The organism is Flagellimonas pelagia, from assembly GCF_003584135.1.
GTDB lineage: Bacteria > Bacteroidota > Bacteroidia > Flavobacteriales > Flavobacteriaceae > Flagellimonas > Flagellimonas pelagia.
In genome coordinates, this window is the sequence record NZ_QXFI01000033.1 from 81,080 (window position 1) to 93,096 (window position 12,017).

The window sequence follows — 12,017 nt, forward strand, 5'->3', positions numbered from 1 at the left end:
TAATTGGCAATAAGAATATTAACCAGTATACTTTTTGAAACAGCTTCGGATAACGATATTGATTATTTGGTGAAGTTCTTAAGCCATTCCTTAAGTTTCGAGTCCCTTTCCCAAGATCCTATCTTCCCTTGAGCAGGTATAACGGCAATATATGCGGCCTCCAATGCCTCACGTTTTTGCCTTGAATCGGCCCTTGCATAGATTTCCGTGGTCTGTATGGACACGTGTCCCAGGATATCACGTATGTATACCAGATTTACACCGGATTGCAAAAGGTGCATTGCCTTGCTATGGCGCAGGGTATGCGGACTGATTTTTTCGGGGATTAGGTCAGGTCTGAGCGAACGCGCATCCCTGGCATAAAGATTTAGGATATAGGCCACTCCCGAGTTGGTCAGTTTTCCGCCCCGATTGTTGGCAAACAACGGCCGACGGTTGTTCGCCGGGTCATCAAGACGGTTTTCCCTCAAATAGGACTGCAGCAGGTTTACCTGTTCGTTCTGCAACGGGACCATTCTTTTTTTGCCGCCTTTACCCAAAAGGGTGACATAACATGGCCTGTTCAGGTTAAGGGACGAAGGGGTCAGTTCTATTAGTTCATTTACCCTTGCCCCACTGTCATAAAGCAGTGCCAGCAATGCTAGGTTCCTCCGTCCCGTTCCGGTGTTTGCGGGTATCCGTTCCAGCAGAAGTTTGATCCCGTCAACGGTCAGGTAATTGACGGTACTTCTTCTTTCCTGTTTCTTGACCTTGATGGACAGGATGCTCTGCCATTGCCCAAGGCGTTTGACATCTTCATATTGCATATATGCAAAAAATGAATGCAGGGCGGCCAATCGCTGGTTTCTGGTGGAGTTGGCACACATACGTTTTTGCTGGAGCCAATCAAGAAAGCCGAGAACGGTTTCCCTTTTAAAGTGGTCCAGGGTCAACCTGTCGGCCGCGGTCCCTCCGACCTTGTCCATATAGTCGAGCACGAGGGTAAAGGTGTTGCCGTAAGATCTTATCGTATGGGGGCTGGCCCCCCTTTCCCCGACGAGATATTCGTTAAAGAACCTTGTCAGGTGTTTTGCAAAATCAGTAGTCGTTTCCATAATCGATATCTGTTTCGGTTTTGATGGGGAACACAAATGAGGTAAGGACATTTTCCTTATCAATGATGTCCGGATGGATTTCCCGTGTCATCCTTACATATTTTTCAGTTCCCGCTATCGTCTTGTGCCCCAGAAAGGTTGAGAGAATCGGAAGCGCGCAATAAATATCCGCTCCGCTTTTTACCATTTTTTCAAGGGAGTGGACGGCACAGGTGTGCCGGATGTCATGAACACGCGGGCCTTGTTGCTTCCCTATATGCGGTATGCCGCACTGTTTAAGCACCTTTTTGAACCAGCTGTATGCGGTGCCTCTTGCAAACGGCCTTCCATTGGCCGTCACAAAGAAAGAACGCTCCCTGTCCGCAAGGCCTTCGACGGGCATGCGATCCCTATAACTTTCGTACTGCTTCATTACTTCCTTGAGGGACGGATTTATGGGTACCATGCGCTGCATCTTGTTTTTTGTTTCCGTTATGATAATCCGGTCGTGCGCGTAATCGATATCCATGTTCCTGATGGCCAAAGCTTCGCCAATTCTCGCCCCGGTACTGTAGAGTAAGCGTATCAGGGCGGGTATGGCGACCAGGGCCGTGCTCATATTGCTGCAGTTCGATATGGCCAGTCCGTCACATTCCCTGAAGATACTTCCCATCTGTTCATGGGTGAAGACATACGGCATGAAGTCTATCTCTTTTCTCTTGGGCATCCGCGGGACGTAGCATTCATGGCCAAGGTGGCACATATACCGGCAGAACTGGGACAGGACGGAGTACTTTTCGTACAGCGTTCTGGCCCCGTCGTTTGAACGGGTCGCCCTCCATGCCGCAATCTGCCTACTGGTTATATAGGTGTCGGTGGCCCCGGTTTCCAAGAAGAACCTATCAAGTTCCAAGAATGTATACCCGAATTTGTTGAGCCCGTACCCCATGGCGTCCTTCATCTTCATAAAACTCTCGAAGTAAGGGGAGAACACGCTCCGGTATTTAAATTGCCTATCCATAAAAAACACCTCCTTTCTGCTCATAAAAATTTGTGGATACCAAGGGCACGTCAAGTGCGCAGCGCATCAGGTTGTCCATATCTATGCGCAGATAGTTCATGGTCGCCTGCGTATCGGAATGCCCAAGTGTTTCGGAAATGACCGGCAGCGAAGTTCCGTTGTTCAATAATCGGCTTGCCAAGGTATGGCGCATGGCGTGGGGGCCGAACTTTCGCCCTTTGAGATCGACACCGGATGCACTTATCGTTCTGCTTACCGCTCCGTTGATGACCATTCTGTTGACAGGACGATAGGGAGCGGTAGCGGTCAGGAACACCTGCTGTAGATCGGAAAGGGACCTGCCATACCGCAGGTAATCGATAATGGCTTCCCCTACTTCGGCCAGGAGCGGCAGTTCCACTATTTTCTTTGTCTTGTACTGGGCCAGGCATATGAGGTTCCGCTGCCAATCCAGGTTCCCGAAGGTAAGTCCCGCTATATCCGAAGAGCGCAGGCCGAGCCTAGTGGCCAGAAGGAGCATCGCATAGTCGCGCTTGCCCACCGGACTGGAGCGTTCCACAGTATTCTCGATGAGCCCTATCTCGTCGGCATCGTATACCGAGGGCAGTTTTTCACGCACTGGATAATTGTTTCTTCCGATGACGTATTCCACGTTTCTGCCGATGTACTTCCGTTGGTACAGGAAACGGCAGAACAGACGGACGGTATTGAGATACTTGTCCTTACAGTTCTGGGCGGACGATATGAACGTAAGGACGTCGTCCTCGCCAATATCGGAAACATGGTCTACCGACCTTAATGTAAGATGGGCTATAAAATAACTTAAAATACGCCGATGCTCATTGACGGTGAGTTTGCTGCGCCGGAGTTTTTCCTGGGACGCTATAAACTCCAATGCAACTTTTCCCAGCTCACCGGGCAGTTCGTGGTTTACGTATTGTACGATTCTTTTCCTGATTTTCCCATATAGAAGAAAATCATCCAGCACGTGTACGCTGCGACGGATCGCACGCATGTGGGAAGCGCTCATTATCGGCATGCCGTCCAAAAAGTCCTCGCCGATGGCCTTACTGTAATTTGGCAGGGAGTTCCTGTGCATGTACTCCCGGATTCCATCCCGCCATAAGCGATGGTAATCCTTGATCCGTGGTTCACTGTAGCCTTCCTTCCTTAGGTGGTCTGCACATTCTTTGATCAGAAATCCGATTTCTTTTTCTGTGTCCATTTGTTATTTCTTTAGGTAAATGCGACATTGCATTCATTTGAAAATAACAAACGTTATCACGATAGTATTATCAAAAGTAATATTGGTTTACAGGTATTTATGAAGAGTACCTATCAAGAACTTTGGATAACGATTTACCTTGGATAAGAAAACTTATCATGAGTCGTGATAAGTTTAGTGAAGATATCGACCTTGCCGTTGACCGCGGATTTTTTGGATATTCAGGGGAGCTATCAAAAAAACAGCTGACCAAGCTGAGGAAAGAAACGAGTTCCTATATTTCAGGGAAATTTTATCCAGAGTTGCAGCAGCGATTTAAGAGCAATGGATTTAAGGATGTGGGTTTCAATATCATTCCGGCCGAATCAAGCGACCAAGACCCTCGTATCATAGAAATCTATTATCCATTTCTGACCAAATCCCCCGGATACATCCAACCAAGGGTACAAGTTGAAATTGGCTGTCGTTCTCTAAGGGAACCATTTCAATCAAAACCGATAAGCTCCTTTGTGGACGAAGAATATCCCGATGCCGAATTTGTAGCGCCTCCAGTAAAGGTTCCATCCGTAACCCCTGAAAGGACTTTTTTAGAAAAACTTTTTCTATTGCATGAGGAATTCCAACGTCCCAAGGAAAAGATAAGGGTGGATAGGCTAAGCCGTCATTTGTACGATATTTTCCAATTATCGAAAACGGAATTTGCGGTCAATGCCATCCACGACAAAGGTTTATATGAAACCATTGTAAATCATAGATATGTATTCACAAAACTTGGTGGGGTCGATTATAATCTGCATCGACCTCAGGATATACGGCCCATCCCACCCCCTGAGTATGAGGACGATTGGAAGGCAGATTATAAAACCATGCAAGAGCAAATGATTTATGGGGATTCCCCAGCCTATGAAAATTTGGTCAAGGGAATCCAAGGATTTTTAGAAAAGATGAATGTTTTGGATTGGAGAATGGGAGTGGAATTTCCCTTACCCAAAAGTTGAGATCAATTTGGGCAGGACAACCATATAAACGAATCAAATAGGAATAAAGACTATATAATCGGAATCCATAATGGATGATGTTTGATATGAACACCTAAATTTAATCATCTTTGTTATCGATTAAAGAATCAATGAGTTATGGGAAAAATTAAAAAATTTAATTCGGACACCTTCTTAAGGATATTCGCCCTATTAATGTCCGTGTCGCTGTGTTCTTGGATCGCACCACTTGTTTTTGAATTAGAGGTTAATGAGATTAAAGTGGTCTACATGATAAGAACATTCACTTTCGTTATGATTACTTTAATGATTATTGTTCCGTTAATTTTATTCTCTTTCGAAAAACCAAAAAAGTACAAATAGGCAATTAAAACGAATAGGAATGCCAGAAGACGAATTTTCCATACAGGTAAAGTCAAAATAGCAAGGAGAATACCTTGATGGATTTGTACGGTCTTCCCATTTATAAGGAAGAAGTTATAGACTATCTTTTGGAGGGTAATTGCGATAATCAGTTTCTGCTATTTATGTTCTCTTCAAAAGGGTGGATACGGCCAAGAACGAAGTGATGTATTATTTGAATCTTTTCCGTTACATTGATTAAATTTATACCATGTCGGAAACCCTATATAAAGTACTGGATTTCAGTCGGCCTATCGACAGACAGTCTTTCATGGAGGTAATCAGTGAATTGGACAGTCTTCCCCCTTCCCACAAAAAGCATGCGCTTTCAGAAGGGCAACTGAAAACCCTTATCGCGGCCATCTTTACGTATGGACTTCATTATGACGAAGTCCCCAAAGAGCAAAGGGAACTGCTGTTAAAGGCCATTCTGGAAGATAAACAACCGCTGTTTGACCTGTCCCAAACCTTTGGAAGACATCTGATAAACAACCTGGGTAATTCCGCGAAATTACAGCTGGAAGCACTAAAAAATATCGAATATGACTTTAAACGGCCATTGTCCAATGAACCGCTAGTGGATTTTGTAGAAATGGAACTCTTGGACCAGACCACCTCGTACCGGAAATGGGAATATGGCCGATTCTCCGTAGCTTATTTAACAGCGCATTTTTCGACGCAGGCCCAATGGAAAAAAGTGGAGAAAACCGTGAAAGAAAAGAAACCACGCCCCGAAGCTTATCTCAAAAATTTTGATAAGGAACTGGAAAATGCACGCTATGGTCTCGATGCCCATGAACAAGTACTACTACATCTTGTCGTAAAGGCCAAGCTCCTGCCCGAGAAGACTACTATGGCCGATTATTTGTTGGCGGGCTCTATAGTGCAACAACACCTGCTCGGCCTCTCCCTTCGGCTCGAAAAACTTGCCAAGGCATTGGTAAATGTTATAGAGCGAACTCCAAACATAAACAAACGCAGGGGCGGCCCTAAATTATGATTCCGTCGGAAAAACTGCTCAGCTATCTGGAGGAATTGGCCAAGGAGGAACATCCCGAGGTCAACGGCAAGGAATATTCCCTATCACAGGTCCTTTTGGCCGAGCGTCTGGTACGCGATGTACAAAATGCAATCGGTATCGGTTCGCAAAAACCAAAACTTTCCCGTAGGCGGGCCTTTATCGTAATCTTGGAGGAACGTTATTACAACGTCCCGAACTATCCAGAAGGACTTACCCTTCGTGGTATCCACAGAAGGGCTTCCCAACGGTTCGAATATATGAACAGAGACGTAAAATCCTTTACAACGCCCATGGAGGTGCATCCCAAAGACCCCTGTACTTTTTATGAGGACAACGCCCATGGCAAGGCACGCTATAGATCCGCATTAAAGCATCTCGTATTGGAATCCCATAGATACTTTGAGGTTCCTGAAGCCGAGGCCTCCCTTAAAATCCTTTTCGAGGACGTTAAACTCTGCTGAATCCATTTACCGTACAACACTCCGTGTACGGCAAAGCCCTTATTGACTTGAGATATGTTTTAGGTTTGGCCTAAGTTAATCGGAGGTCACGTAGCAAGTTGTGTTTTTGCTAACAAAAACCCTACGCACTTCGTTTGAAGGTTGCTTTGTGATGCTCACAAAATATATAAAAATGGGAAGGCCAAAAAAAGAATTGACGTCATTGAAAATAATACAGGTCAACATCAGAATGACCGTTGATGACTATATCAAGGTTTCCCTTAGTGCGGAGACCATTGGCTTATCTATAACCGAATATATCCGAAGAAAGATTACCAAAAGGTCCCTGCCAAAGAAAAGGATAAGCCCATATGACCGGAAACTTTTTGTTGAACTGAGCCGGGTGGGAAACAATCTGAACCAAATTACCAAGGTGGTAAACTCGGGCATTTGGGACCCTTTCAGTATTCATAGACAATTGGAAGAAGTAAAAGTGCTATTGCAATATCTTAAATCAAATATCGCACACAATGATTGGTAAGATAGTCATAGGAAAGGATTTTTATGGAGTGCTGGCCTACAATGAAAAAAAGGTACGTGAAGGGTTCGGGTATGTCATTGACTCAAATATCGAGCATTCCACCCCCGTTAAAATGACGCAGGAATTCAATTTGATAAGGGAACTTCGTCCAAGCCTTGGCAAAGCAGTTCTTCATGTATCCCTGAACTTACCGCACTCGGATTATTTGGATGATAAGACGTTCGTATCGTTTGGGTGTGATTATTTGATGAAGATGGGTTTTGACAACAATCAATTTATAATGTACCGTCATACCGATACCGAACATGAACATATCCATATCATAGCCAATCGGGTAAGGTATTCGGGGAGATTAACAAGTGACAGTAATATTAAAAGAAGAAGCCGTAAAATACTTGATAATCTGGAAAAGAAATACGGACTAACCCAAATTGTTGGTAACACAAATATCAAAAAATCACTTACCCAAAAAGAAATAGAGAAGACCCTAAGAACGGGCAATGTTCCAATTAAACTTGTTATTCAAGACAAAGTCGGTTCGGTAATTTCAAAGGCAACGGACACAGCGCAATTCATCACGTTACTACAACAACAAAATATTTCTCCAAGATTCAACATTAGCAAAACATCGGGAAGAGTCTCGGGCATATCCTTCAAATATCAGGGAGTTGTATATAAAGGCAGTACACTCGGTAAAAAATTTTCATGGAACAGCATCGTAAAACATATCGCTTATGAGCAAACAAGAGACCGTTCAGTTATACTATCGGCTAATGAAAAAGAACGAGGAACTCATCTTACTGGCGAAAGAAACAATGGAACGACAATCAGGCCTGAACAAAGAAATAATAGAACTGCGCAAGGCACTGAAAATTCTTCTGGGCAATCAGAAGGTCATCTGGGAAAAACTGAAGGAGATGGAACAGTCCAACCTCTAGTAGATGAAACGGAATGGAATCCGTTTAAACTTGAACTTATGGATGAAGGTATCAAGAAAAAGCGCAAAAGAAAGAAGAAAAAGAAAGGACTGAACCTATAGAAGATATTATGAAAGAGAACAAGAAGTTACAATCTTCGGAATTAACTCCATCTGAAGTTCAGGTACTGGAGATGATACGGAACAAAAGGTTCCTATCCATTAAGTTGATAATCAAAAACGGGGAGGTCGATACAATCGAGGGTTTGGAGCGACTACATACAGGAGAGCGTATTATCGATATGTTGAAACAACATGATTTTCAGAATCTTGAAATCAAGCAAAGTAATGGTAAAATTGTTTGCGTGAACAGGATATTCAAAAAAAAGATAAACCCGTGTACCAAAACCAAAAGTTGTTAACCAACAACTCATAAGTATGGATAAAATATTGATTTCTTGAGATTTTAATCAATTAAAAAAAGGTAAATTAAAGCCTGCTTTCACAAATACGGGAGTGACCTTCAAACACAGGAGCTGTCGATATTTATAGGAAATGTCAAACTCAATACTTGAGCTAAAGCAGAAAAACAAAAAATTCGACAGCGCATGGCTGAAAACCTATGAAGGTTTTGAAGATTACTCGGAAGAAGATGCGGAAAAGATTGTAGAACAGCTTCAAGCACTTGCCAACATAGTCTGTGACCATGTCCAAAAGGTAAGTAAAGACGAAGATTAAATTTAAAAAACAGCAACTAAATAATAGTTGCATTTTAGTATCTTTGATAATGGGTGGATTTAGGATTATGTTCGTGAACGAACGAAACAATAGGGAATAAAGCGGATCAGGAAAATAGAAGCAATGGCAGATAATTTGGAACATGAAGGGTATTTCGGTTCTGTGGAGTATAGTTCTCGGGACGGGCTGCTACACGGAAAAGTTATCGGAATAAACGACTTGGTCAGCTATGAGGGTACTTCGGTCAAAGAGCTGAAGGAGGCTTTTGAAGGGTCCGTCGACCATTATCTTGAAACCTGCAAGGAGCTTGGTAAAGAACCGAACAGGTTTTATAGGGGAGGGTTCAATATCCGTACATCCAGTGAAATCCACAGGGAGCTTTCGATAATGGCCGAAAGGAAAAAAATGAAACTGAACGAACTGGTCAACAAGGCCTTTGATTATCTGGTAAAGAACGAGGACAAGGTCCTGAACCAAAATAAGGTCGAACAATGAGAACGGGAACCAAAAGAATGTTGACCGCAAGTGGGGAATGGGCCAAACATTTGAGGCCATTTCGAAAAAGAGTGTTCTGGAAAGCCGAAAGACAGGCCCAAAAGAAAATAGAAATCGATTCAAAATTCAAATAGCCCATGGAAGGAAAGGATCCGTTCGTCGCAACCAGAAAAAAATACGATTCCCTAAAGGAGAAATACGATAAATTGATCGTATCGGCCTTTGATGCCGATGATTTCAGGAGATACAATGAAATCCTGTTTTCCGCCCACAGTTGTGGTATAGAGGGCAATAGCTTCAGCGTGGACGACACGAGGGAGCTTAAGGAAAAGGGGTATGCCGTTAATCTTGTCAACAAGACCTTACTGGAAGCGTTCGAAATAATGGACCATTTCAATGCCTACGATTATATCCTGAAAAACAAGGGTTCCGATTTCAACGAATCCTTCGTAAGAACGGTACATAAAATATTGACCAAAAATACATTGCCTTATAAAGGCCACAAACCCGGCGAATATGCCAAGACCCAAATGGCGGCCGGCGATACGGTATTCCGTGACACCAAAAAGGCCATAGCGAACATGCCAAGGCTTCTGGCCAGTTTTGACGATGCCATCAAAAACAAAAAAACGCACCCTTTGGAGTTGAGCGCCATATTCCACAAAATGTTCATTTACAGCCATCCCTTTCCGGATGGTAACGGAAGGTTAGGCCGGTTGCTGTCCAATTTTATTCTGGAGAAGTTCAAACATCCCCATATCATTATTTTAAAGGAGGATAGGCAGGAATATATCGATGCACTCAAAGCTTCCGAGAAGCACAACAATATGTTGGCGATAGTCAACTTTTTCTATGATACATCGATCAAGAGAATGCAAAATGAAATAGGTCAAAAAAAAAACCTTTCGAAGAATTTCAACTTGGGTTTTGAGGACGGGAATAAAAGAAAAAAGGGTTTTACAGGCCCAAAAAAATAGCATATGGACTTAGAGGTATTCGAGCAATTTGCCAAGAAGGAAAAGGGAAGAATCATAGGTAAAAGTAATACGGCCGTCATTTACACCCGTGTTTCCAGCAAAGAGCAATTTGACAACAATGCCAGTCTAACTACCCAACTCAAATATTGCCAAGAGTATGCGATCAGAAAAAAGCTAGAGGTAATCGAATATTTCGGGGGAACCTATGAATCGGCAAAGAGCGACGAACGTAGGGAATTCCAAAAGATGCTAAGCTATGTCAAGCGACGCAAGAACATCGGTTATATCATTGTCTATTCCTACGATAGGTTTTCAAGAACTGGCGCGAACGGTGCATATATCAGTGGGCAACTAAAGAAACAGGGAATAGCGGTCGTTTCGGCCACCCAGGAAATCGATGTTACAACAAGCGCAGGTACGTTCCAGGAAAATCTTTTCCACATGTTTTCCCACTTCGACAACCAAATCCGCAGGGACAAATCCATTACGGGCATGCAGGAGAAGTTACGGAAGGGATACTGGACGGGAGCTTATCCCTTTGGTTACACCAATACCAATCCCGGAAAGGGGAAGGTTCCTAATTTCGTGATTACCAAAAAAGGAAGACTACTCAAGCAAGCGTTTTTGTGGAAGGCGAACGCAAATATGTCCCATGTCGAGATTGCAAAACGCTTGGAAGAAAAGGGCTTGAATATCAACGCAAAAAAACTGACCGACCTTTTCAGGAACCCTTTTTACTGCGGGCTTATTGTCAATAGTCTGATTCCGGGAGAGGTAATTCCGGGAAAACATGAAGCTTTAATACCAAAGAAAGTATTTCTTAAAATCCATGATTTGCTTCACGCAGGGAATTCACCGAAGAAATATTCGTTCGACGATGAAAACCTGCCATTGAAAAAGTTCGTCAGATCCTCGGTTTGCGGAACACCTTACACTGGATTTATCGTAAAGAAAAAGGGCCTGTATTATTACAAGAACAGGCGTAAGGGCAGTAAGGAAAACAGAAGTGCCAAAAAGCTCCATGTAGAATTTTTGAATCTATTGGGGAGGTTTACAATAGCCGATAGAAAGTATATCGAACCCTTGACCGAGATAATTCACGACACCCTGATCGATAAGAACCAAGAGGCACTTGACGACCAAAAAAGGTTGACCAAGGAACTCGGCCAGCTCGAAGAACAAATCAATACATTGGAAAGAAGGTTCGTTGTACTGAACGAGATTACAAAATCGCAGTACGACCTTTTTATGCCGGAACTAAAAGCAAAACAAAGGGAATTGGAGGTAAAACTGGAAAATGGGGGAATCAATAGTTCAAACCTCAAAAAGTCGGTAAAGATGGCACTTAACTATGCCTGTAACCTGCCTAAATTGTGGGAGTTAGGCGATTTGGAAACTAAAAGAGCCGTACAATATATGGTGTTCCCTGACGGGATTAGGTATGACTTCAAAAACAAGCTAGTTCAAACTTTTCGGGTCAATGAAATTTTTGGTGCAATCTCCTCGTTTTCAGATAATTGTAAGGAAATTGAAAAGGGGACTTTCCATCCAAATTGTGGAAAATCCCCTTTAGTGACCCAGGGAGGATTCGAACCCCCAACCCTCAGAGCCGAAATCTGATATTCTATCCAGTTGAACTACTGGGCCATAAAAATATATTAAGAACTAAGTTTTGCCTTTACGATGCTTGAAATGGTCTTGCCATCGGCTTGCCCTGCCAATTCCTTGGAAACAATGCCCATAACCTTACCCATATCCTGCATTCCCGAAGCACCAACGGTTTCAATGGTTTTGACAACCACTTTTTCAATTTCTTCCTCGGACAATTGTTCGGGCAAGAATTTCTCGATCACCGCCGCCTGTGCAAGCTCTGGTCCGGCCAAATCCTCACGACCTTGTTGTTGGTAGATGGCCGCACTGTCCTTTCGTTGTTTCACCAACTTTTGGATCAGTTTCACTTCTTCTTCCTCTGAAAGTTCAGCACCGGCACCTGTTTCTGTTTTTGCCAGCAAAATAGCGGATTTAATGGCGCGCAACGATTCCAAGGCAACGGTATCCTTTGCCTTCATTGCGGCCTTCATCTCTGTCATTACCTTATCCTGCAAACCCATTTCTATCTATTTTGGGCTGCGAAGATAAAAAATAAACCCGAAAGTATTTCACTTCCGGG

At 43.3% G+C, this 12,017-nt stretch carries 15 protein-coding genes and 1 tRNA gene; 11 read left to right on the plus strand and 5 right to left on the minus strand.

Features of this window, described 5'->3' with window-relative positions:
- Nucleotides 1-62: 62 nt before the first annotated feature.
- The 3 genes from D2V05_RS14440 to D2V05_RS14450 are packed head-to-tail and all read right to left on the minus strand — an operon-like array spanning nucleotide 63 to nucleotide 3,319.
- The gene (locus D2V05_RS14440; RefSeq protein ID WP_119648324.1) at nucleotides 63-1,094 is read right to left on the minus strand and encodes a tyrosine-type recombinase/integrase; all 1,032 of its coding nucleotides are present in this window, start codon (nucleotides 1,092-1,094) and stop codon (nucleotides 63-65) included.
- Nucleotides 1,078-2,118, minus strand: a complete 1,041-nt coding sequence (locus tag D2V05_RS14445; RefSeq protein ID WP_119648325.1) for a tyrosine-type recombinase/integrase — start codon at nucleotides 2,116-2,118, stop codon at nucleotides 1,078-1,080. The genes D2V05_RS14440 and D2V05_RS14445 overlap by 17 nt, the downstream gene beginning before the upstream one ends.
- On the minus strand, nucleotides 2,087-3,319 hold the full coding sequence (locus tag D2V05_RS14450) for a site-specific integrase (protein WP_119648326.1): 1,233 nt from the start codon (nucleotides 3,317-3,319) through the stop codon (nucleotides 2,087-2,089). The genes D2V05_RS14445 and D2V05_RS14450 overlap by 32 nt, the downstream gene beginning before the upstream one ends.
- A 158-nt stretch (nucleotides 3,320-3,477) precedes the next feature.
- Between D2V05_RS14450 and D2V05_RS14455 the strand changes: the two genes are divergently transcribed.
- The 11 genes from D2V05_RS14455 to D2V05_RS14505 all read left to right on the plus strand — a co-directional run bounded on the left by D2V05_RS14455 (nucleotide 3,478) and on the right by D2V05_RS14505 (nucleotide 11,467).
- Entirely contained in the window at nucleotides 3,478-4,317 is an 840-nt protein-coding gene (locus tag D2V05_RS14455) for a nucleotidyl transferase AbiEii/AbiGii toxin family protein (protein WP_119648327.1), read from the plus strand.
- A gap of 613 nt (nucleotides 4,318-4,930) precedes the next feature.
- Nucleotides 4,931-5,719: a hypothetical protein gene (locus D2V05_RS14465; RefSeq protein ID WP_119648328.1), complete on the plus strand. Its 789-nt coding sequence runs from the start codon at nucleotides 4,931-4,933 to the stop codon at nucleotides 5,717-5,719.
- Nucleotides 5,716-6,201: a hypothetical protein gene (locus D2V05_RS14470; protein WP_119648329.1), complete on the plus strand. Its 486-nt coding sequence runs from the start codon at nucleotides 5,716-5,718 to the stop codon at nucleotides 6,199-6,201. Before D2V05_RS14465 ends, D2V05_RS14470 begins: the two co-directional genes overlap by 4 nt.
- Before the next feature lie 172 nt (nucleotides 6,202-6,373).
- Nucleotides 6,374-6,721 carry a plasmid mobilization protein gene (locus tag D2V05_RS14475; RefSeq protein WP_158657160.1) on the plus strand — a complete coding sequence of 116 codons (348 nt, stop codon included), beginning with the start codon at nucleotides 6,374-6,376 and terminating at the stop codon, nucleotides 6,719-6,721.
- Complete coding sequence (locus D2V05_RS14480; RefSeq protein ID WP_094997769.1) at nucleotides 6,711-7,760, plus strand: relaxase/mobilization nuclease domain-containing protein; 1,050 nt, start codon at nucleotides 6,711-6,713, stop codon at nucleotides 7,758-7,760. The genes D2V05_RS14475 and D2V05_RS14480 overlap by 11 nt, the downstream gene beginning before the upstream one ends.
- A gap of 8 nt (nucleotides 7,761-7,768) precedes the next feature.
- Nucleotides 7,769-8,059 (plus strand): hypothetical protein, encoded by a 291-nt coding sequence (locus D2V05_RS14485; RefSeq protein ID WP_147378291.1) that lies wholly within the window; start codon nucleotides 7,769-7,771, stop codon nucleotides 8,057-8,059.
- 133 nt (nucleotides 8,060-8,192) lie between these two features.
- A complete protein-coding gene (locus tag D2V05_RS14490; protein ID WP_094997767.1) occupies nucleotides 8,193-8,375 on the plus strand; it encodes a hypothetical protein in 183 nt (60 codons plus the stop codon).
- A 123-nt stretch (nucleotides 8,376-8,498) separates the two neighbouring features.
- Nucleotides 8,499-8,870: a type II toxin-antitoxin system HicB family antitoxin gene (locus D2V05_RS14495; protein WP_094997766.1), complete on the plus strand. Its 372-nt coding sequence runs from the start codon at nucleotides 8,499-8,501 to the stop codon at nucleotides 8,868-8,870.
- Nucleotides 8,867-9,004 carry a hypothetical protein gene (locus D2V05_RS19725; RefSeq protein ID WP_158657159.1) on the plus strand — a complete coding sequence of 46 codons (138 nt, stop codon included), beginning with the start codon at nucleotides 8,867-8,869 and terminating at the stop codon, nucleotides 9,002-9,004. Before D2V05_RS14495 ends, D2V05_RS19725 begins: the two co-directional genes overlap by 4 nt.
- 3 nt (nucleotides 9,005-9,007) lie before the next feature.
- Nucleotides 9,008-9,847 carry a Fic family protein gene (locus D2V05_RS14500; RefSeq protein WP_094997765.1) on the plus strand — a complete coding sequence of 280 codons (840 nt, stop codon included), beginning with the start codon at nucleotides 9,008-9,010 and terminating at the stop codon, nucleotides 9,845-9,847.
- 3 nt (nucleotides 9,848-9,850) lie between these two features.
- Nucleotides 9,851-11,467: a recombinase family protein gene (locus D2V05_RS14505; protein ID WP_119648611.1), complete on the plus strand. Its 1,617-nt coding sequence runs from the start codon at nucleotides 9,851-9,853 to the stop codon at nucleotides 11,465-11,467.
- On the opposite strand, the gene D2V05_RS14510 is transcribed toward D2V05_RS14505, so the two are convergent.
- Together D2V05_RS14510 and D2V05_RS14515 are read right to left on the minus strand one after the other, a co-directional pair.
- Nucleotides 11,421-11,494, minus strand: a tRNA-Arg gene (locus tag D2V05_RS14510). The genes D2V05_RS14505 and D2V05_RS14510 overlap by 47 nt on opposite strands.
- An 11-nt stretch (nucleotides 11,495-11,505) precedes the next feature.
- Nucleotides 11,506-11,958: a GatB/YqeY domain-containing protein gene (locus D2V05_RS14515; RefSeq protein ID WP_119648330.1), complete on the minus strand. Its 453-nt coding sequence runs from the start codon at nucleotides 11,956-11,958 to the stop codon at nucleotides 11,506-11,508.
- Between the last annotated feature and the right edge of the window lie 59 nt (nucleotides 11,959-12,017).